Here is a 21,503-nt window from a genome sequence, read left to right as displayed (position 1 = left end):
GGGGATAAGTGACGGTAGGTCATGTACGTATGCATATGACGGGATTACGAAGAAGCGGATCCTCGACGATCGCGAGAGTCTGCACAGCGCTCCTCGCGGTCGCCCTGGTCCTGGGGGCGGCGGCTCCGGCGAACCCGGCCCCCACCTGGGACCTCGGCAACACCTCGCTCGCCGACGCCCGCAACCTCAACGCCAAGTCCAGTGGGGCCGTGCACAACCTCGGCCTCGACAAGTGCATGGACGACTACGCGTACAACATCCAGAACGGTGCGGCCGTGGTGTCGTACCGCTGCAACGGCGCAACGAACCAGAACTGGACATTCAACCCGAACCACGAGTACTCGGGAGATCTCGGTTTCTACGGTTCGCTCACGCTGGACAACTCCCCCGGCAAGTGCCTCGACATTCCCACCCCCAACGGCGACGGCACGGGTGTCACCAACGGGACGAAGCTCCAGATCTGGGACTGCAACGGCGGCCGGAACCAGCAGTGGCTGATGCAGTTCGCCACCAACGGCAGCACCCGGATCTACAACCCCATGAGCTACCGCTGCATCGACGTCCCGAACGCCGACACCACCGACGGCACCGCCCTCGCGCTCTTCACCTGCAACGGCACCCCCGCCCAGTGGTTCGCCCCGCCTGCGGGCGCCGTGCCCCCGTCCGGAGCGATATCCAACCCGGAGCTGGGCGGGAAGTGCGTGGACGACCCCTACAACAGCAGGACCGCCGGCACCCGGGTCCAGAGCACCCGCTGCAACGGGACGCCGGCTCAGCTCTGGTCGCTGAACCAGGACGGCTCGCTCACCCACGGAGGCCTCTGCCTCGACATCGTGGGCGGTGAGGGCGCCGTCGCCAACGGCACCCCGATCGAGCTCTGGCACTGCAACAGCGGCCTGAACCAGCAGTGGGTGGTCAGGTTCGACGCCGCCGGGCGCACCACGCTGCTCAACCCCGGCTCCGGGCGCTGTCTCGACGTCCCCTGGGCCTCGACGGCCGATGGAACGAACCTGGAACTGGTGAACTGCAACGACAGCATCGCCCAGGTCTGGAACGCCCCCCGGCGCCCGCACCCGTCCGTCACCGGCCCGGTCGTCGCAGCGCCGGTGGTCTACCCGGCGGGCACCGGCGAGCTGTTCAGGCGGATCGACGCGATGAAGGACGCCGAGGCCAAGCGGCAGGCCCGCGCCCACATGGCGACGGCGCTGCACGGCGGCGGCGTCCAGATGCGGACCGAGGCCGGCACCGCGCTGGCGCGCAACGACGCGGACCTGAGTACGGTCTGGGCCGCCTGGAACGACCGGAACTGGCCGACCGACCCGAGCGGCGCCCTGTCCAAGGACGTCGCCGCCGCCCTCGTCGCCGACCAGGCCCGGGGCCAACGCGACGACGGGCGCCGGCGGTTCCTGGACGGCTTCTCGATGTACGACGCCCAACCCGACCTCGACGGCGGCGTGATCAACTACATGTCGTCGAACTCCACCTTCTGGCGCGCCCTGCACTCCACCGGGTTCACCCTGCCGATGCCGCAGGCCGACCAGGCCGCGAAGGACCGGGTGACCGCCATCGCCAAGGAGAACGGCGCCCGCAACCCGTCCGAGGCCTGGCTCTGGGACACCTACATCTACCCGACCACGCACGGGTCGGCCGACGACGTCCGCCGCTTCATCCAGTACAACGGCTATCCGACGACGGCACCGGCCCAGGGAACGCCCGAGTTCCGGATCGAGGTCGAGGCGATCAAGGCCCGCTGGGCCGGTGGTGATCCGACCAACCCGTTCGACCCGAAGTACGTCCTGATGGACGCCGAGGAGACCGCCTGGGCGGAGTACCAGGCGGAGCTCAACTCCCAGGCCCGGCAGCGCGCCGACATCACCACGGCGGAGACCCAGGCGCTTGAGGCGCTGAAGACCGGCTCGGAGGCGATGAACGACGCGCTGAGCTACGCCTGGTACGCCGACCGCCTGCTCTGGGCCCAGCAGTACCGGGCGACCCCGGACTGGCACGCGGACGTCGCCCGGATCCCGCACGACCTCGGCGTGATCAAGGCCAAGGTGGCCGGGCTGGCCGAGGCCGCGAAGATGGCCGCCGGACAGGCCCAGGACGCGGCCGACCGGGTCCAGGCCGCGCAGGAGGCCGCCGCGGCGGTCGCCAAGGCCGGCGGGACCCCGGAAGGCCGCGGGCTGACGTACGCGCTGCAGTCCGCCCAGGTGACCAAGGCCTCGGCTTCGGCCACCACCGCCGTCGCCAACGCCATCCAGACGGCGCTGGCCACCACCGACGCGACCCTCGCGGACAGTGCGACGCTGCTCGCCACCGCCAAGGCCCAGGCCCACGCCGCCCGCGCGCAGTTCCTCCGCGAGCTGGCCCAGGGAGACGCGCGGCTCGCCGCCTCGCTCGCCACCGAGAGCCAGAACCGGGCGAACGCGGCAGCCGAGGCGGCGCAGCAGGCCGCCGCCGCCAAGGCCAAGGCGCTGCAGGCCGAGAGCGCGGCGGCGGCTGCCGCCGCCGCCGCGCACCAGGACGCGCTGGCGGCCGCCAAGGAGCGCCAGAACGCCGCCACCGCGAAGGCGACCGCGCAGACCCAGCGCGACAAGGCCCAGCAGGCGGAGGGCCAGGCGCAGCAGAAGGCGGCCACCGCCAAGTCGTTGCGGGATGCCGCGAACCGGGAGGCCTCCACCGCCGCCGCCGACGACGCCGCGGCCCAGCAGACCGAACACGCGGCCGACACGGCACGCGGCCAGGCCCTGACGGCTGAAGGAAAGGAGAACGAGACGGAGGCCCGGGCCGCCGCAGCGACGGCCACGGCCATCGCGGAGGCCGGCGGACCCAACGCCGCCTCTGCCCGCGCAGCGGCCGACCGGGCCGACGCGGACGCCATGGCCGCCCGGACCGCGGCGAACCAGGCCCGGACGGCGGCCGGGAACGCCACCGTCGCCGCCGGCAACGCGCGCAAGGCCGCGAATGCCGCGTCCACCGCGGCCACCCGGGCCAAGGCCTCGGCCGACCAGGCGGACGCGGACACCGCGGCGGCGACCTCCGCGTCCGCCGAGGCCCACGCCGCCGCGGCCGAGGCGATCAACGCCTCTGCCCAGGCCTCGATGAACGCCCAGGCCTCACAGACGGCAGCCGACCAGTCGGCCCAGACCGCCGCGGAGGCCCGGGACAAGGCGACTGCGGCCCGGTCCGAAGCGGACGGGGCCGCCGCCCAGAGCGCCATCGCGGTCGGCAAGGCGGCGGCGACCGCGGAAGCGGCCCAGCAGGCCTCGGCGGCCGCCGCGACGGTGGCCGCACCGGCCGACAGGGCGATCGACCTCGCCGCGCCCTACGCCGACAACGACTCGGCCGCAGGCCTGGCGACGCTGGCGTCCCAGGCGGCCAAGACGATGGCCCAGCAGCAGGCCGAGGTGGCAGTCGCACGGGCGGCCCAGGCGGCCGAGGCCGCCGTGGCGGCCCAGCAGGCGGCCGACCGGGCCGACGGGGAGGCCAAACTGGCGGCCCAGGCGGCTGCCGATGCCGCCAAGTCGGCTGCCGCGGCCGCGAAGTCGGCGGCGGACGCCATGCGATCCGCCGCCGCCGCCTCGGCCGACGCGGCCACCGCCGCACAGGCTGCCGCGCACAGCGATCAACTGGTCGCGCAGGCACGGGCCGACCAGGTCGCCGCCCGTCAGTCCGCGAACGACGCCGCCACCGACGCGACGGCCGCCAACAGTGCGGCCACGGCGGCGGAGAAGGACGCCGCGGGCGCCCGACAGGCCGCCGCGGCCGCGAAGTCGGCGGCCGACCAGGCCCGACAGGCCGCAACCGCCGCCGACGCCTCGGCCGGTTCGGCCGAGGCCGCGATCGCCAAGGCCAAGCAGGACGCCGCCGACGCCGTCGACGCGGCCAACCGCACCGGCTTCAAGCGCTCCCAGGACAAGGGGTGGTGCGACACGGCCACCGGCCAGGTCTGCGCGGACGACGGCAGCCTCCCGGGCGCCCCCGGCACCCCCGGCAACCGTCCGTGCGTGACGGACAAGGAGCAGTACACCTGCAACCTGCGGGTCACCCTCAACGCCGACTGGCAGGCCTGGATGAACCGGACCTACGGGAACTGCCTCGACGCGGTGTTCGAGGACCTCAAGTGCCAGCCCGCACTGCTGATGCAGGCCGCCGTCATCGCGGCCGGCAAGGCGAAGGTCGATCCGCGCCTGGTCTACTCCATCGCCCGGATGGAGACGAGCGGGAAGGAGGTCCCGTACATCCAGCAGTACGACCTCGGCACCTACCTGGCGTACGAGAACGCGGCCGCGCTGCTCTCCAAGGTCCACCTGTGGCCGGGCCACGGCGGGGACGGCACGGCGTCGCTCGGGGTCACCAACATCAAGCCGGTGACCTGGGACGTCCTCGTCAAGGCCTATCCGAACGAGTTCAAGGGCAAGCAGTGGTCGGACCTGCGGTACGAGACCGACCTGGGCATGCTGGCCGCCGCCTACTACGTCAAGTACCTGCAGACCGTGGAGCTCCCGAAGGTTCCCCTGATGGCCAATGTGGACTACACGCCGTACCAGCTGATCTACGGCTTCTACAACGGGGGGATCGACGCCGACAGCGAGAGCTACAAGGCGTTCTACCAGCGGTACGGCCACTTCGGCCCGAATGTGACCGGCAACCTGACCGCCTGGCAGCAGTGGTGGGAGACGGCGAACCGTGAGATCTGCGGCAGCAACATCCTGACCTGCACGTTCTCCTGACCCATCGGGCCGCCCGGTGCCGGACCGTTGTGTCCGGCACCGGGCGCCTCTAGGCTCGCCCTCCGAGAATGATCGTCAGCAGCCGGGGGGCCTGCGCATGTGGCTGTGGATGTTCCTGGGGTGGGTGTACCTCCTCGTCCCGCTGGTCTGCTGGGCCGGCCTGGCCCGCACCCGGGTGGTCGGGGTGGCGGTCCTCGCCGTCCTGGCGGGGCTGGCGACCGTGCTCGTCGGTCTGGAGTACGAGTGGTTCTTCAGCCGTGCCACCGCCGAGGCCGAGGCCGGGTACCCGTACGCGGCGGCCCTGGTGATCCTGCTGGGCGCGCTGGCCGAACGGCGGCTGTGCGGGCCGCGGCCGGAGGGCCGGGCCCGCCGCCGCGAGGCCGCCGCATCCATCGCGCTCACCGCCCTGGCAGTGGTCGGGGTCGCCATCGTCGGCCTGTACTCGATATTCCGGCACGAGCCCTTCTCCCCGAATCTGGCCGAGCTCCGCCTGCCGCCCGGTCTGACCATCGAGCGCGACTCCGGCCCCGACGGCAGCTGCGCCCTGCACGCCTGTATCCGGGACCTCTCCATCGGCAGCACCGAGGGCCTCCCGCCGGACGAGGTCGCCCGCCGGCTGCGCGCGGCACTCGCCTCCGACGGCTGGACGGCAGGCCCGAGGAACAGCCTGGTCCGCCCGCACGGCTGGCTGGTGGACAAGCGCGTGACCGCGCTCTACATCACCGAGCGCCCGCAGGGCGTGGCGGTGGAGTTCGACGGACCGGACGGCATCAGCCTCGAATTTCAGCCCTGAGCCCCGGCCCAACCGCCGTACCGGCCCGGCCGCTCCCGGCGGGACGTCCGGCCCTTGCCCCGGGCGGCGGTGTCTGCTCGCGGACGGGTGTTCGTGGTGCGAAGGTATGGTCGAGGTGACCACTCTCTGAGACGACGGGACGGAGACACCCACGTGGCGCGCAGCGTGTACGTGACCGGTATCGACCGGGGGGACGGCCGGCAGGCGGTCGAACTCGGGGTCATGGAACTGCTCACCCGCCAGGTGGACCGGGTCGGGGTGTTCCGCCCGCTGGTGCACGCCCACGCGCCCGGCGAGCCCGGCTCCGACCACGTGGTCGAGCTGCTGCGCGGCCGCTACCGGCTCGACCTCCCCTCCGCCGAGCTGTACGGGCTCACCTACGAGGAGGCCGCCGCGCTGCAGGCCGCCCAGGGGCAGGACGAACTCGTCTCCACCCTGGTCGACCGGTTCCGCGCGCTGGAGCGGCGCTGCCAGGCCGTGCTGGTGCTGGGCACCGACTTCGCCGACACCAACATCCCGGACGAGCTGGCCTTCAACGCCCGGCTGGCCAACGAGTTCGGCGCCGCCGTCCTGCCGGTGGTCGGCGGCCGCTCCGAGGACCCGCTGACCGTGATCGCCGAGGTCCGCAACGCCCACCGCGCGTACACCGACCTCGGCTGCGAGACCCTGGCGATGGTCGCCAACCGGGTCGTGCCCGGCAACAAGCAGCGGATCCAGCGCACGCTCACCGAGAAGCTGCCGATCCCCGCCTACGTCATCCCCGAGGAGCCGGCGCTGGCCGCGCCGACCGTCGCCCAGCTGGTCGAGGCCACCGGCGCCGAGGTGCTGCTCGGTGACGCGGCGGGCCTCGCCCGGGACATCCGCGGCTTCGTCTTCGGCGGCGCCATGCTGCCGACCTTCCTGGACGCGCTGACCGAGGGCGCCCTGGTGGTCACCCCCGGGGACCGCGCCGACCTGGTGATCGGCTCGCTGGCCGCGCACGCCGCCGGCGCCCCGCCGATCGCCGGCGTGCTGCTGACGCTCGGCCAGCACCCCGGGCCGAACGTGATGGCGCTGGCCGCCCGGCTCGCCCCCGGCACCCCGGTCGCCGTCGTCCCCGAGGGCAGCTGGCCCACCGCCGCCGCCCTCACCCACCTGGAGGGCCGGCTCTCCGCGGCCAGCCCCCGGAAGGCCGAGATCGCCCTCGGACTGTTCGAACTGCACGTCGACACCGCCGAGTTGACCAACCGGATCGAGGTCGGCCGGTCCGAGCGGGTCACCCCGATGATGTTCGAGCACGCGCTGCTGGAACGCGCCCGGTCGGACCGCCGGCACGTGGTGCTGCCCGAGGGCACCGAGGAGCGGGTGCTGCGGGCCGCCGAGGTCCTGCTGCGCCGCAACATCTGCGACCTCACCCTGCTCGGCGAGGTGGACGCCGTCCGCCGCCGGATCGCGGGGCTCGGCCTCGACCTGCCCAGCGAGAACCCGGCCGCCGACCGCGCCCGGGTCCGGATCGTCGACCCGGCCACCAGCCCGCTGCGCCGCCAGTTCGCCGAGCTGTACGCCAGGATGCGCGCCCACAAGGGCATGACCGTCGAACTGGCGCTGGACGTCGTCACCGACGTCAGCTACTTCGGCACCCTGATGGTCCAGGAGGGCATCGCCGACGGCATGGTCTCCGGCGCGGTGCACTCCACCGCCGCCACCATCCGGCCCGCCTTCGAGGTGATCAAGACCTCGCCGGGCGCCGCGATCGTCTCCTCGGTCTTCTTCATGTGCCTGGCCGACAAGGTCCTGGTCTACGGCGACTGCGCGGTCAACCCCGACCCGGACGCCCAGCAGCTCGCCGACATCGCGATCCAGTCGGCCGCCACCGCCGCCCAGTTCGGCGTCGAGCCGCGGGTCGCGATGCTCTCCTACTCCACCGGCACCTCGGGCTCCGGCGCCGACGTGGACAAGGTCCGCAAGGCCACCGAGCTGGTCCGCGCGCTGCGCCCGGACATCCTGGTCGAGGGCCCGATCCAGTACGACGCCGCGGTGGACGCCCATGTCGCGGCCACCAAGCTGCCGGGCTCGCCGGTGGCCGGCCGGGCCACCGTGCTGATCTTCCCGGACCTCAACACCGGTAACAACACCTACAAGGCGGTCCAGCGCTCGGCCGGCGCGGTCGCGGTCGGCCCGGTCCTGCAGGGCCTGCGCAAGCCGGTCAACGACCTCTCGCGCGGCGCGCTGGTCGAGGACATCGTCAACACGGTCGCGATCACGGCCATCCAGTCCCAGCGGCAGGCCGAAGGAGCCGACAAGTGAGTGAAGGTACCCGCGTCCTGGTGCTGAACGCCGGCTCCTCGTCGGTCAAGTACCAGCTGATCGACATGCTGGACGGCACCCGGCTCGCCGCCGGGCTGGTCGAGCGGATCGGCGAGGCCGGCGGCCGACTGGTGCACACCCCGCGCAGCGCGGAGAAGCGGGAGTCCGCCCAGGTCTTCCCCGACCACGGCGCCGCCCTGAAGGCCGTCGCCGAGGAGCTCGCCGCCGACGGCGTCGGGCTGGACTCCCCCGAGCTGGCCGCGATCGGGCACCGGGTGGTGCACGGCGGGCTGCGGTTCACCGAGCCGACCGTGGTCACCGACGAGGTGCTCCGGGAGATCCGCCGACTGATCCCGGTCGCCCCGCTGCACAACCCGGCGAACATCACCGGCATCGAGGTGGCCCGCGCGCTGCGCCCGGACCTCCCGCAGGTGGCCGTCTTCGACACCGCCTTCCACGCCTCGATGCCGGAGTACGCGGCCCGGTACGCGGTGGACCAGGCGGTCGCGGACCGGCACCGGGTCCGCCGCTACGGCTTCCACGGCACCTCCCACCAGTACGTCTCGCGGGCCACCGCCCGGCTGCTCGGCAAGGACCCGGCCGAGGTGAACGTGATCGTGCTGCACCTGGGCAACGGCGCCTCCGCCTCGGCGGTCGCCGGCGGGCGCTGCGTGGACACCTCGATGGGCCTGACCCCGCTGGAGGGCCTGGTGATGGGCACTCGTTCGGGTGATATCGACGCGGGCGTGGTGTTCCACCTGCACCGGGTCGGCGGTCTGTCGATCGACGAGATCGACGACCTGCTCAACCGGCGCAGCGGCCTGCTGGGCCTGTGCGGCGACAACGACATGCGCGAGATCATGCGGCGGGCCGAGGAGGGGGACGCGGACGCCCGGCTGGCGTTCGACGCCTACATCCACCGGCTGCGCAAGTACATCGGGGGCTACTACGCGGTGCTCGGCCGGGTGGACGCGATCGCGTTCACGGCCGGTGTCGGCGAGAACGCGGCTCCTGTGCGCGCCGCCGCGACGTCCGGGCTGGAGGGGCTGGGCATCGCGGTGGACCCCGAGCTGAACTCGGTCCGCTCCGGTGAGCCGCGGATCATCTCACCGGCCATCCTTCCCTCGGGAGGCACCGCCCGGGTCGCCGTCGCCGTCGTCCCCACCGACGAGGAACTGGAGATCGCACGGCAGGCATTCGCCCTGGTGCACCGGGGCCCGGAGGACTGACAGACCGTCGTCTCGACCCTCGGAATCCTTCGTTGGCGATTCCTCACGATTCGTGCCGAATGCACCTATAACACGAACGGATAGACTGATCCATATGCGCCGAGCGAAAATTGTCTGCACCCTGGGTCCTGCCACGGACTCCTACGAACAGCTGAAGGCCATCGTCGAGGCGGGCATGAACGTCGCCCGACTGAACATGAGCCACGGCACCCACGCGGACCACGAGGAGCGGTACCGCAAGGTCCGCCAGGTCTCGGAGGACACCGGCAAGGCCATCGGCGTCCTGGCCGACCTCCAGGGTCCCAAGATCCGTCTGGCGACCTTCGCCAACGGCCCGGTGACCGTCGACAACGGCGACGAGTTCACCATCACCACCGAGGACGTCCCCGGTGACCAGCACATCTGCGGGACCACCTACAAGGGCCTGCCCGGCGATGTCAAGGCCGGCGACCCGATCCTGATCAACGACGGAGTCATCGCCCTGGAGGTCGTCAGCGTCGACGGCCCGCGGGTGAGGACCGTGGTCATCGAGGGCGGCGTGCTCTCGAACAACAAGGGCATCAACCTGCCCGGCGCGGCCGTGAACGTGCCCGCGCTGTCCGAGAAGGACAAGGACGACCTGCGCTTCGCCCTGGAGCTGGGCGTCGACATGGTCGCCCTCTCCTTCGTCCGCAACGCGGACGACATCAAGGACGTCCACGAGGTCATGGACCAGGTCGGCATCCGGGTGCCGGTCATCGCCAAGATCGAGAAGCCCCAGGCCGTCGAGGCCATGGAGGAGATCGTCCTCGCCTTCGACGCCATCATGGTGGCCCGTGGCGACCTCGCCGTGGAGTACCCGCTGGAGCGGGTGCCGCTGGTGCAGAAGCGCCTGATCACGCTGGCCCGCCGGAACGCCAAGCCGGTCATCGTCGCCACCCAGATGATGGAGTCGATGATCCACGCCTCGCGGCCGACCCGCGCCGAGGTGTCCGACGTCGCCAACGCCATCCTGGACGGCACCGACGCGGTCATGCTGTCCGCCGAGTCCAGCGTCGGCAAGTACCCGGTCGAGACGGTCCGCACCATGAGCCGGATCGCCGAGAAGGCCGAGGAGGAGCTGCTCTCGCAGGGCCTCCAGCCGCTGAACCCGGGCCGCAAGCCGCGCACCCAGGGCGGCTCGATCGCCCGCGCCGCCTGCGAGCTGGGCGACTTCCTCAACGGCAAGGCGCTGGTCGCGTTCACCAAGTCCGGTGACACCGCCCGCCGCCTGTCCCGCTACCGCTCGCCGATCCCCGTGGTGGCGTTCACCCCGGACTCCGCGACCCGCAACCAGCTCTCGCTGAGCTGGGGCGTCGAGGCGTACGTGACCGAGCAGGTCGGCTCCACCGACGAGATGGTCGCCCAGGTCGACGGCGAGCTGCTGCGGATCGGCGAGCTGAACGAGGGCGACACCGTCATCGTCACCGCCGGCTCCCCGCCCGGCGTCCCCGGCAACACCAACATGGTCCAGGTGCACCACCTGGGCACCCGGAGCGAGTAGGGCCTCGGCCCACCCGCCGCAAACGCCCGTGGGGCGGCCCCTCCGCAGTGGAGGGGCCGCCCCACGGGCGTTGTCGCCACCTGTTGCCGGGCGCTACTTGTTGCCGGGGTAGGGCAGGTCGTCGTTGTAGAGCCGCATGCCGGGGATCTTCAGGGTGCCGCCGAACTGGCCGGCCTGGATCGCGGTGACGCCCTTCAGCTCCAGGTCCAGCGGGATCGGGACGGAGCCGATCAGGTCGTACAGCCAGCGCGGCAGGGTGTCCGGGGTGAGGGTGATCTCGCCCAGGTCGATCGGGATCGGCAGGCCGAGCACCTTCGAGAGGTGGCCGGAGAGCCGCTCGACGTACATCGTGACCGGGCCCTTGCGCATCGTCGAGGTCGAGCCCGGGGCCCCCTTGACGTGGAAGGTCTTGCCGTTGCCCTCCAGGGTCGACATGTCGAGGTTGTCGATGTCGACCGTGGAGACCACGAACTTCAGCACCCGCTTGGTGCCGGTGGGCGTCTTCACGTCGTACACGCCGTGGAAGGCCGCGCCGTACAGCGCGAGGCGGCTGGTCAGCAGCGTCCAGTTCTGCTCCGGCACGACGTGCTCGCCGGCCGCCGCGCCCGCCGTCAGGCCGCGGGCGTCCACGGCGCAGTTCGGGTTGGCCGAGGGCGAGCCGGACGGCGTGCCCGAGGGCGTGGCGGCGGCCTTCGCGGAGGGCTTGGCCGAGGCGCCCGCCGACGGCGCCGCCTTCGGGCTCGCCTTGGGGCTCGCCTTGGCGGCGCCCGAGGCCTGTGCCCCGGGCTGGGGCTGGGTGCCGGCCTGGGCCTGGGTGCCGGGCTGGGCCTGGGTGCCGGGCTGCGGACCGGACTGGGCCGCGGGCGGCTGCTGGGCGGTCGTCCCGCCTCCGCCCGACGGGGCCGGGGCCTGCGCGGACGCGCCGCCCGCCGCGGGCTGCACCGGGGCCGCCGCGCGGGCGTCCGGGGTGCTCGCACCGGCCGACGGCGAGGCGCCGGCGCCCGCCGACGGGCTGGGCGAGGCGTTCGGGTTGAGCAGCTTGCCGACGCCGCCGAGCAGGTCGTCGATCAGCCCGCTCTGGACGGCCCCGGTGCCGCCGCCCTGGTACACGGCGCTGACCGCGCCGGTGGTGGCGGGAGCGGCGGCCGCGGTCCGGGCGGGCGTGGGCGCGGTGGTCGGGGCCTGCGTCGGCGCCTGGGTCGGGGCGGCGGTCGGGGCCTGGGTCGGCACCTGCGTCGGGGCGGTGCTGGGTGCCTGGGTGGGCGCCGCCGTCGGGGCCTGGGTGGGAACGGCCGTCGGACCGGTCGTCGGGACGGCGGTGGGCCCGTCGGCCGGCGGGGTCAGCTCGCTCTTGGGAACGGGCGTCTCCTCCACCGGCGAGACGTCCGGGACGGACTCCGGCGCGGTGGCGCACGGCTTGCCGGCCGAGGTCTCGGCGATCGCCGAGCCGGGCGTGTAGGCGGCGGCCATCAGCAGCGCCGTGGGCACCGCGGCCATCGCCAGCGCGCGACCTCTCAGCCGGACTCGGACGGGCGTCCTGGGCGCCGCGTGCCGGGCGGTGCGCTGCTCGGGCAGGGCCGGGCGGTCCTGCCGCTCGTCCGAGCCGGTCACCGTGCCTCCTTCTGGTCCCCGGACTGCTGCTGCGGGACGGTGCCCCCGGCGGCCGGGTCCGTGGCGGGGTGAGCGGGCTCGCCCTGGCCGGGGACGACCGGCAGCGGCGCGGTGGCGGGCTCGGTCGCGACGGCGGTGGTGGTGGCGGCGGTGGTGGCGGCGGTGGCGACGGTCGCGGGCTCGGTGGCCACCGACTGCGCGGTGCCCGCCTCGGCGGCCTTCGGCTCGGGCAGCGGCGCCCAGGCGACCATCAGGCCGCCGCCGATCAGGCCCGGCAGCAGCGCCATCCCGAAGCCGGCCAGGTTGGAGACCGGGATCGAGACCAGGGTGAGCAGGGTGGTGGCGACGCCGGAGAAGACCCGGACGGCCGGCTGGAACCAGGCGGTGAGGCCGAGCACGATCAGCAGGACGCCGATGATCAGCGATCCGGCGCCGGCCGTGGTCGCCATGGTCACCGTCATGCCGCTCAACGAGAGCTTGGCGTACGGGAAGTACATGACCGGGACGCCGGCCATCATGGCCAGCAGGCCCCCGTAGAAGGGACGGGACCGACGGAAGTTACGGAACACCCGACGCACCCACTGCGCGGGGTTCTCGTGCTCGGCGGGCCGCAGCCCGGCAAGGGCGCTGGACACGATGCAGCTCCTCGATGTCGTGAACGAGGGGGAAAAACGGGACGAGGAGGACCAGGGACGGCGCGCGCACCGCCCCCGGCCCCCCGGGTGCCGTGGTCGGTGACGGGCTGGACGGCCCGTCACCGGTCAACGGCCTAGTAGCACTCGTGGCCGCCGTCGGTGTGCAGCTGGAGCTTCAGGCCGTTCAGCTTGAAGGTGCCGGCCGAGGTGGCCCAGGCGGTCTGCTGCACGTGGTACAGGTCGGCCGTGTCGGCCGCCTGGGCGAAGCCGACGCCGCCGGAGGGCTTGCCGGAGCCGAGCGGCGACTTCCAGTTGGCGGTCGCGTCACTCTTGACCGTCGAGGCGTCCTGGCCGATGTTGATGTTGCCGAACTCGGCGTCCGCGTTCAGCGAGTCCAGGTCGATCAGCAGGTTCTTGGCGCTGACCTGCTTGTCCTTGTCATCGGTGTTGCCGGCCTCCAGGCGGAGGGTGATCTTCGGCAGCTTCCAGGGCAGGCCCGGGATGATGTTGGGGTCCGTCACCACGGACTGGCAGAGGTTCTTGATCCGGGCCGTGTCGAACGCCGAGACGGCGATCGGGTGCGGCACGCCGCCGGCCTCGGCGTCGATCGAGCCGAACTGAACGAACTTGGTGCCGTGCAGTTCCTCGGCGGTGACCTTGAACTGCTGGCCGGAGACGCTGAACGACGCGGCGAGCGCGTTGTTCGCCAGGCTGACGCCCACCGCGGCGGTGGCCGCGAGGCTGGGCACCATCACCAGGGCGAAGCGCTTCCAACGGGTCTTGCCGTGGGTCTGGGACATGCGAGTCCTCCTTCTAGGACGTACATCTCCGGCTCCCCGGCGGTGCGTCCCGCACCGGTGGGGGCCTGGGATGGGAGAGAGCTACGTCCTCGGTAGCGGAGAGCGCCTTGGGCGTCGTCGGACGCGGGAGCGGCCGGTATTCGGCTGCACTCCCGTCCCGGCACCGGCCACCCTTGCGGGGCGGCGGGCAGGACCGACGACATCGGCGATCACCCCCGAGCGACAACCAGCGACCGCGCGGGCCGCGCGGCCGGTTGAAGGACAGGAACCGCCGTGGGACCGCGGATACCCCCCTGCCCTCCCTGCCGACGGCCAGGGCCGGCGGCTCACCCGGTGGGGATCCCTCGCTCCGCTTCGCCGACGGGCTGTCGGCGGGGCTGGAGTCTCGGGACCGGGCGTCGCCGATCGTGCTTGAATCCCGGGCGAAGCACAAGGGGTTCATTACTGACGGGTAATCCAACAACAGATGCCGACGATCATGGAATCGGCCACTCGCGCACCCTGAGTGATGTCTTGAAGAAATCGTGACGGCGAAATCCCCCGGAAACGCCAGCGAAACACCCGTGGGTGGTCACGTAAAGTGACCACCCACGGGTGTTGTCAAGATTTGGTAAACCTCTGCTCCGATGACCGGATTGTCGCCAAATCGTCAGCGACACCGCAGGTCATCAACCGTGCCGGAACGAACCCCGGCAGGCGGCCTCAGAACAGCACGCGGGCCAGTGCGCCACGCGCCGCCGTCACCCGCGGATCCTCGGGGCCGATCACCTCGAACAGCTCCAACAGCCGTACCCGCGCGGCGTCCCGGTCCTCGCCGAAGGTCCGCCCGACGGTGTCCACCAGCCGGCCGAAGGCGTCCTCGACGTGACCGCCGACCAGGTCCAGATCGGCCGCCTCCAGCTGGGCGGCGACGTTCTTCGGGTCGGCCGCGGCCGCTGCGCGCACGGCCTGCGGGTCCAGCGCCTCCACCCGGCTCAGCAGCTGCGCCTGGGCCAGGCCCAGCTTGGCCTCGGTGTTGCCCGGCTGGTCGGCCAGCACGTTCCGGTAGGCCTGGACGGCACCGCCCAGGTCCCCGCGGTCCAGCGCCTCGTGCGCCGCCGCCAGGGCCGGGTCCTCGGGCACGTACGGACCGGCCTCGCCCGCCTCCCCGGCGGGCGCCCCGGCGCCGCCGACGATACCGAAGCGCTGCTCGGCGACCAGGATCAGCTGGTCCAGCACCTTGCGGACGTTGGCCTCGCTCTCGGCGCCCTGGAACAGCGGCACCAGCTGGCCGGCCACCACGGCCATCACGGCCGGGATGCCCTGGATGCCGAACTGCTGCGAGATCAGCGGGTTGGCCTCGACGTCGATCTTGGCGAGCACGATCCGGCCGGCGTACTCCTCGGCCAGGTGCTCCAGGATCGGGCTGAGCTGCTTGCAGGGCCCGCACCACTCGGCCCAGAAGTCGATGACCACCGGCACTTCGGTGGAGCGCTGGACGACCTCGGCCTCGAAGGTGTCCTCGGTGACGTCGATGACGAGCGGGTAGGCCGCCTCGACCGGGGCCACTCCGGCCGCTTCGGCGGCGGCCGCCTGGCGGGCCCGCTCGGCCTTGGCCTGCTCGGCCTTCTGGGCAGCCTCGCCGGCTGCCTTCACTGCGGCGAGGTCGACCGCACCGCGCAGGGCGGAGCTGTTGGGACGCGAATTCCGTGGCTGCATGGCACTATCCTCCCCCGTCTGCGCTGTCGGCGGGCACCAACCACCGGGAAAGTCGCTCCGCGGGGCCGCGCGCGCCTGGTTCCCGGGCGGGAGCCCCTCCCCCGGTAGCCCGAACCGTTCGGCACGGATCCCCACCCGCGCCTGCGCCGCCCCCGTCCCACGGGTTGCGGCGCCTGGTTGTCACTGCTTTCGCTACAGGTCGTAGCGTAACTGGACCCGGGCCCCCCGCCGCAACCCCCCGAGGCCATCCCGGGACGTGAGCTGCCCCACTTTCCCGCCCGGCCAGGCTGACCGGGACGCCGAACAGTCGCTACGGTTACCAGCCCCACCCAAGTTACTTACCGGTAGAACGCAAGGAGGCCCCGGTGTCGGCCGCCCAACCCCCCACGACCGCGCCGAGCCGGGACGCGGAGAGCACCGCGACCCGCGCCAAGGGGCGCCCGCGCAGCGCCGCCGCCGACCGCGCGATCCTGGACGCCACCCGGGAGACCCTGGCCGAGCTCGGCTGGGGCGGCCTGACCATGGGCCACGTCGCCACCCGCGCCAAGGTCGCCAAGACCACCCTGTACCGCCGCTGGCCCTCCAAGAACGAGCTGGTGGTGGACGCCGTCGCCAGCCTCTTCGACGAGCTGGTGATGCCGGACCTCGGCAGCCTGCGCGCCGACATCGAGGCCGTGGTGGCCCAGTTCGCCGACCTGCTGGCCCGCCCGGAGACCCAGGCCGCGCTGCTCGCGCTGTTCGCCGAGGGCACCCGCGACCCGCAGCTGCGCCGACGGATCCGGGAGGCGATCGTCGACCCGCAGAAGCACCTGGTCCGCCAGGGCCGGGCCGCCGCCCAGACCCGCGGCGAACTCGCCCCGGACGCCGACGAGGCGACCGCCGACGAGGAGATCGACATCATCTTCGACACCATCGCCGGGACGGTCGAGCACCGGGTGCTGGTCAGCGGCGAGCCGATCACCGCCGACTGGACGCGGCGCTTCACCAACCTGCTGCTCGGGCCCTTCCCCAGCCTCTCGGCGGGCTGAGCGCACGCCGAACCGCCCCGCACGGTCCTCGTGCGGGGCGGTTCGGAAGAGCCCGAAAGGCAGGCCCTAGAACATCGCGGTCTCCCGGTAGATCCCCCACTCCTCGCGCAGCAGGTTGCAGATCTCGCCGAGGGTGGCCTCGGCCCGCACCGCGTCCAGCATCGGGGGGATCATCGACTCGCCCGAGCGCGCCGCCGCCAGCATCGCGTCCAGCCCGGCCCGCACCGCCGCCTCGTCCCGGGCCGCCTTGCGCTCGCCCAGCACCCGCACCTGCTCGCGCTCCACCTCGTGGCTGACCCGCAGGATCTCCAACTCGGGGGTGACGCTGCGCGGGTGGCAGTTGACGCCGACCACCCGCTTCTCGCCCTTCTCCACGCCCTGCTGGTACTGGAAGGCCGCCTCGGCGATCTCCCCGGTGAACCAGCCCTCCTCGATCCCGCGCAGGATGCCGGAGGTGATCGGCCCGATCGCGTGGTCCTCGCGGCCCTTGTCCAGACGGCTCTTGTCCAGGATCTGCTGGAAGATCGCCTCGGCCTGCTCCTCGATCCGGTCGGTGAGCGCCTCGACGTACCAGGAGCCGCCCAGCGGGTCGGCCACGTTGGCCACGCCGGTCTCCTCCATCAGCACCTGCTGGGTGCGCAGGGCGATCTCGGCGGCCTGCTCCGAGGGCAGCGCCAGGGTCTCGTCCAGGGCGTTGGTGTGCAGCGAGTTGGTGCCGCCGAGGACGGCCGACAGCGCCTCCACCGCGGTGCGCACCACGTTGTTGTACGGCTGCTGCGCCGTCAGCGAGACGCCGGCGGTCTGGGTGTGGAAGCGCAGCCACTGCGCCTTGTCGGTCTTGGCGCCGAAGCGCTCGCGCATCCAGCGGGCCCAGATCCGGCGGGCGGCCCGGAACTTCGCGATCTCCTCGAAGAAGTCCAGGTGCGCGTCGAAGAAGAAGGACAGGCCGGGCGCGAAGACGTCCACGTCCAGGCCCCGGGAGAGGCCCAGCTCGACGTAGGCGAAGCCGTCCGCCAGGGTGTACGCCAGCTCCTGCGCGGCCGTCGCCCCGGCCTCGCGGATGTGGTAGCCGGAGACGGAGAGCGGCTTGTACGCGGGGATGCCCTCGGCGCAGTAGGCCATCAGGTCGCCGATCAGCCGCAGGTGCGGCTCGGGGGCGAAGAGCCACTCCTTCTGGGCGATGTACTCCTTGAAGATGTCCGTCTGGAGGGTGCCGTTCAGCACCGCCGGGTCGACGCCCTGCCGCTCGGCGGCCACCAGGTACATGCAGAAGATCGGCACGGCCGGGCCGCTGATCGTCATCGAGGTGGTGACCTCGCCGAGCGGGATGCCCTTGAACAGCACCTCCATGTCGGCGGCCGAGTCGATGGCCACACCGCAGTGGCCGACCTCGCCGAGCGACTTGCCGTCGTCCGAGTCGTAGCCCATCAGGGTCGGCATGTCGAAGGCGACCGAGAGGCCGCCGCCGCCCGAGTCCAGGATCATCCGGTAGCGCTCGTTGGTCTGCTCGGCGTTGCCGAAGCCGGCGAACTGGCGGATGGTCCAGGTCCGCCCCCGGTAGCCGGTGGCGTGCAGACCGCGGGTGTACGGGTACTCGCCCGGCCAGCCGATCCGCTCGAAGCCCTCGACGGCCTGCCCGGGGGCCGGTCCGTAGACCGGCTCGACCGTGTCGCCGGAGAGGGTGGTGAAGTCCGCGTCCCGCTTGCGGGCGCTGTCGTACCGCTGCTGCCAGCGCTGCCGGCCGCGCTCGATCTCCTCGGCGTCCATGGCTCCGAACTCCGCTCCGTACGGCCGCCACGGCTCCGGGGCGACACAGTTGTTAGGACGTCCTACTAATTTACTCGGACGTCCTAGTAATTGTCGATGGCGACAGGCCGGAAGCGGGTGAACAGCGGTGGAACGACACGAAAGGCGCCCCTCCCGACGGGAGGAGCGCCCCTGGGGCCGTGCGGGTCAGACGCCGGCCGGCTGGCGGCTGCCGGCGGCGGGCAGCTGCTCGGCGGCCTCGCGCACCACGCGCCGCTCGGCGACGAAGGACGCGAACGGGATGCAGCCGGCGGCGAGGGTGAAGACCAGCCGGCCCAGCGGCCACTTGAGCTTCTGGCCGAGCAGGAAGGTCACCACGAAGTACCCGATGTAGAGGTAGCCGTGCAGCATCGCCACGTAGGTGGTGACGTCCTCGGCCGTGTCGAAGCCGTACTTCGCGACCATGAAGCCGCAGAACACCAGCAGCGCGACACCGGTCGCGATCGCCAGGGCCCGGTACCAGCCCAGCAGGGGGGTCGCCTTCATACTCACATCGCCTCGCTTGGCAGGATCGGCAGGTACGTCCGGATCTGCGCACCGCTCCGAACGAGGGTAGCCGCCTTCACGGCCGCCGCCGCGCAGGCCCCCGGGGCGGCGGGCTACTGGGCCTCAGGGGCCTGCGGCTCGGTGAAGTCCCCCGCCGCCACGCGCAGCGGCCTCAGCAGGTCGAACACCTGGCGGCACTGCTCGGGGCCGTACTCCTCCAGCCCGAACTCCATCGCCATCAGGTCCCGGGTGGCCTCCTCGACCACCTCGCGGCCCCGGCCGGTGATGGCCGCGAGCACGCCCCGGCCGTCCAGCGGGTTGGGGTGGCGGGCGACCAGACCGGCCCGCTCCAGGCGGTCGACGGTGTTGGTGACGCTGGTCGGGTGGACCATCAGCCGCTCGCCCACCTTGGAGAGCGACAGCTCGCCGGTCCGGCTGAAGGTGAGCAGCACCAGCGCCTCGTAGCGGGCGAAGGTCAGCCCGTACGGCTTGAGTACCGCGTCCACCCTGGCGAGCAGGATCTGGTGCGCGCGCATGATCGAGGTGATCGCCGCCATGGAGGGGACCGCGCCCCAACGGCGGGTCCACAGCTCGTCGGCGCGGTCGATCGGGTCGAAGTCGAGTGCGAGGGGCTTGGCCACGTCCTTACCGTACCGGCGCATGGGTCGCGTGCTACCAGTCGTCCTGATGGTGGACAAGCGCGACACGTGGCGGGATCACGCCAGCCGGACCGCCAGGTACGTACCAGCTCGTTACGCGGGTGTGAACCCCCGCCAACCGGCCCCCGACCGGCGGCCGTTGGCCCCCGAACCGGGCGCCCGGCCCGTGATCAGGCCTCCGTTCGGGCGGTAACCCGCTGCAAGAGCGGGTGTTTTGGGGGCATTTGCCGGGCTGTTCACAATCCGCCGGTCTGGCGAGACCTGGCCAAATGGTGAACCAGACCTGTCATTTCACACGTTGGATTGTCATGCTTTCGCCCAGCCCCGTACCGGCGGTCACCGCCCCACTCACGGTGACCTGCCGATCGACCGCACGGAGCAGCACGCCAGCGCCCGTTCCCGCCCCTCAAGGTGCCAACCCCGGCACCACGGGATGCGGCGCAACCGCGCACCCGCGGTTTTCCGGAAGGACCTGTACGTGAAGCGCAAGCTCGCAGCCGTCGCCGTACTCTCCGCCACCGCCCTCCTCACCGGCGTCGTCCAGGTGAGCACCGCCGCCCAGGCCGCTCCCACGCCCGCCGCCGACGCCCAGGCCGCCCAGCAGCGCGCCGCCGTCGTGGCGCTGGCGAACGGTCAGGCCGGACCGCTGGCCCAGGCCCTCGCCCTGGGCGGCCAGGAGCAGCTGGTCGCCAAGGACGCCGTGATCGACGCCGACGGCACCCGGCACCTCCGCTTCGAGCGCACCTACGCCGGCCTGCCCGTCCTCGGCGGCGACCTGGTCGTGCACCAGGCCGCCGACGGCGCGGTGGAGTCGGTCGACAAGGCCGTCACCGAGCAGATCGCCCTGCCGAGCCTGAGCCCGAAGCTCTCCGCCGACAAGGCCGCCGCCCAGGCCGCCGGCGCGGTGCAGGCCACCGTCGGCATAGCCGCCGACAAGGACGAGTCGCCGCTGCAGAAGGTCCACCAGACCGGCGCCGCCAAGCTGGTCGTCTGGGCCGCCGACGGCAACCCGCGGCTGGCGTACCAGACGGTCGTCGAGGGCGTCCGGGCCGACGGCACCCCGAGCAGCCAGCAGCTGGTCACCGACGCCGCCAGCGGCGAGGTGCTCTCCACCCACGAGCAGGTGCAGACCGCGACCGGCTCCGGCAAGGGCGTCTTCGTCGGCACCGTCCCGCTGACCACCTCCACCGCCAGCGGCGGCTACTCGCTGAAGGACGCCTCCCGGGGCGGCCAGTCCACCGTCGACTTCAAGAACCGGACCTCCGGCTCGGGCACCCTGTACACCGACGCGGACAACGCCTGGGGCAACGGCCTCGCCTCCAACACCCAGTCCGCCGCCGTGGACGCCCAGTACGGCGCGGCCGCCACCTGGGACTTCTACAAGAACACCTTCGGCCGCAACGGCATCAAGAACAACGGCGTCGGCGCCACCAGCCGCGTCCACTACGGCAAGAACTACGTCAACGCCTTCTGGAGCGACGCCTGCTTCTGCATGTCGTACGGTGACGGCGCGAGCAACTCCCACCCGCTGACCGAGATCGACGTGGCCGGCCACGAGATGACCCACGGCGTCACCTCGGCCACCGCCAACCTGAACTACTCGGGCGAGTCCGGCGGCCTCAACGAGGCCACCTCGGACATCTTCGGCACCATGGTCGAGTTCTACGCCAACCTCGCCACCGACACGCCGGACTACCTGATCGGCGAGGAGATCGACCTCAACGGCGACGGCACCCCGCTGCGCTACATGGACAAGCCCTCCAAGGACGGCGGCTCGGCCGACTCCTGGTCCTCCTCGGTGGGCGGCCTGGACGTCCACTACTCCTCGGGCGTCGGCAACCACTTCTTCTACCTGCTGGCCGAGGGCAGCGGCGCCAAGACCATCAACGGCGTCAGCTACAACAGCCCGACCTCCAACGGCTCCACCGTCACCGGGATCGGCCGGGACAAGGCCGCGGCGATCTGGTACCGCGCGCTGACCGTGTACTTCACCTCCACCACCAACTACAAGGCCGCCCGCACCGGCACCCTGAAGGCGGCGGCGGACCTGTACGGCTCCACCAGCACCGAGTACCAGGCGGTCGCGGCCGCGTGGAGCGGCGTCAACGTCAACTGACGACACGACAGCGCCACGGACGCCCGGGCCCCTCGGCGGAGGGGACCCGGGCGTTCGCGCGTCCGCCCCCCGTCGGCTCGTAGCAGCGCCTCCGGGGGGCG

Annotated in this window: 14 protein-coding genes; 7 read left to right on the top strand and 7 right to left on the bottom strand. The window is 72.4% G+C overall.

What is annotated here, in order from left to right; translation table 11 throughout:
• The first annotated feature begins 35 nt into the window (after positions 1-35).
• From ACIGZJ_RS08265 to pyk, 5 genes are all read left to right on the top strand, one after another.
• A complete protein-coding gene (locus ACIGZJ_RS08265; RefSeq protein ID WP_396456488.1) occupies positions 36-4,733 on the top strand; it encodes an RICIN domain-containing protein in 4,698 nt (1,565 codons plus the stop codon).
• A gap of 97 nt (positions 4,734-4,830) precedes the next feature.
• On the top strand, positions 4,831-5,526 hold the full coding sequence (locus tag ACIGZJ_RS08260; RefSeq protein ID WP_396456487.1) for a hypothetical protein: 696 nt from the start codon (positions 4,831-4,833) through the stop codon (positions 5,524-5,526).
• Between the two features lie 153 nt (positions 5,527-5,679).
• Complete coding sequence (gene pta, locus ACIGZJ_RS08255; protein ID WP_396456486.1) at positions 5,680-7,812, top strand: phosphate acetyltransferase; 2,133 nt, start codon at positions 5,680-5,682, stop codon at positions 7,810-7,812.
• A complete protein-coding gene (locus ACIGZJ_RS08250; protein WP_396456485.1) occupies positions 7,809-9,041 on the top strand; it encodes an acetate/propionate family kinase in 1,233 nt (410 codons plus the stop codon). Before pta ends, ACIGZJ_RS08250 begins: the two co-directional genes overlap by 4 nt.
• Positions 9,042-9,135: 94 nt before the next feature.
• Positions 9,136-10,563: a pyruvate kinase gene (gene pyk, locus ACIGZJ_RS08245; protein WP_396456484.1), complete on the top strand. Its 1,428-nt coding sequence runs from the start codon at positions 9,136-9,138 to the stop codon at positions 10,561-10,563.
• A gap of 93 nt (positions 10,564-10,656) precedes the next feature.
• Here the strand turns inward: pyk and ACIGZJ_RS08240 are convergent, their stop codons facing one another.
• The 4 genes from ACIGZJ_RS08240 to ACIGZJ_RS08225 all read right to left on the bottom strand — a co-directional run bounded on the left by ACIGZJ_RS08240 (position 10,657) and on the right by ACIGZJ_RS08225 (position 15,307).
• Positions 10,657-12,174 carry a hypothetical protein gene (locus ACIGZJ_RS08240; protein ID WP_396456483.1) on the bottom strand — a complete coding sequence of 506 codons (1,518 nt, stop codon included), beginning with the start codon at positions 12,172-12,174 and terminating at the stop codon, positions 10,657-10,659.
• Positions 12,171-12,809: a DUF6114 domain-containing protein gene (locus ACIGZJ_RS08235; RefSeq protein WP_396456482.1), complete on the bottom strand. Its 639-nt coding sequence runs from the start codon at positions 12,807-12,809 to the stop codon at positions 12,171-12,173. The genes ACIGZJ_RS08240 and ACIGZJ_RS08235 overlap by 4 nt, the downstream gene beginning before the upstream one ends.
• A 134-nt stretch (positions 12,810-12,943) precedes the next feature.
• The gene (locus ACIGZJ_RS08230) at positions 12,944-13,609 is read right to left on the bottom strand and encodes a DUF6230 family protein (RefSeq protein ID WP_392929338.1); all 666 of its coding nucleotides are present in this window, start codon (positions 13,607-13,609) and stop codon (positions 12,944-12,946) included.
• 702 nt (positions 13,610-14,311) lie between these two features.
• Complete coding sequence (locus ACIGZJ_RS08225) at positions 14,312-15,307, bottom strand: tetratricopeptide repeat protein (protein ID WP_392929336.1); 996 nt, start codon at positions 15,305-15,307, stop codon at positions 14,312-14,314.
• 365 nt (positions 15,308-15,672) lie between these two features.
• On the opposite strand from ACIGZJ_RS08225, the gene ACIGZJ_RS08220 reads away from it, so the two are divergent.
• Positions 15,673-16,335, top strand: coding sequence for a TetR/AcrR family transcriptional regulator (locus ACIGZJ_RS08220; protein WP_392929334.1), 663 nt, complete (start codon positions 15,673-15,675; stop codon positions 16,333-16,335).
• Positions 16,336-16,401: 66 nt separating this feature from the next.
• Here ACIGZJ_RS08220 and ACIGZJ_RS08215 read toward each other — a convergent pair whose 3' ends face one another.
• From ACIGZJ_RS08215 to ACIGZJ_RS08205, 3 genes are all read right to left on the bottom strand, one after another.
• Positions 16,402-18,102, bottom strand: coding sequence for a methylmalonyl-CoA mutase (locus ACIGZJ_RS08215; protein WP_396456481.1), 1,701 nt, complete (start codon positions 18,100-18,102; stop codon positions 16,402-16,404).
• A gap of 186 nt (positions 18,103-18,288) precedes the next feature.
• Positions 18,289-18,627, bottom strand: a complete 339-nt coding sequence (locus tag ACIGZJ_RS08210) for a DUF3817 domain-containing protein (RefSeq protein WP_396456480.1) — start codon at positions 18,625-18,627, stop codon at positions 18,289-18,291.
• A gap of 113 nt (positions 18,628-18,740) precedes the next feature.
• Entirely contained in the window at positions 18,741-19,268 is a 528-nt protein-coding gene (locus ACIGZJ_RS08205; RefSeq protein ID WP_396456479.1) for a MarR family winged helix-turn-helix transcriptional regulator, read from the bottom strand.
• A gap of 496 nt (positions 19,269-19,764) precedes the next feature.
• Here ACIGZJ_RS08205 and ACIGZJ_RS08200 point away from each other — a divergent pair, with 496 nt between their 5' ends.
• Positions 19,765-21,402: a M4 family metallopeptidase gene (locus ACIGZJ_RS08200; RefSeq protein ID WP_392929325.1), complete on the top strand. Its 1,638-nt coding sequence runs from the start codon at positions 19,765-19,767 to the stop codon at positions 21,400-21,402.
• Positions 21,403-21,503 lie beyond the last annotated feature (101 nt).

The organism is Kitasatospora sp. NPDC052868, assembly GCF_044547105.1.
GTDB lineage: Bacteria > Actinomycetota > Actinomycetes > Streptomycetales > Streptomycetaceae > Kitasatospora.
Note: the sequence above shows the minus strand (reverse complement) of the source record. Positions and strands in the feature narration are given on the sequence as shown.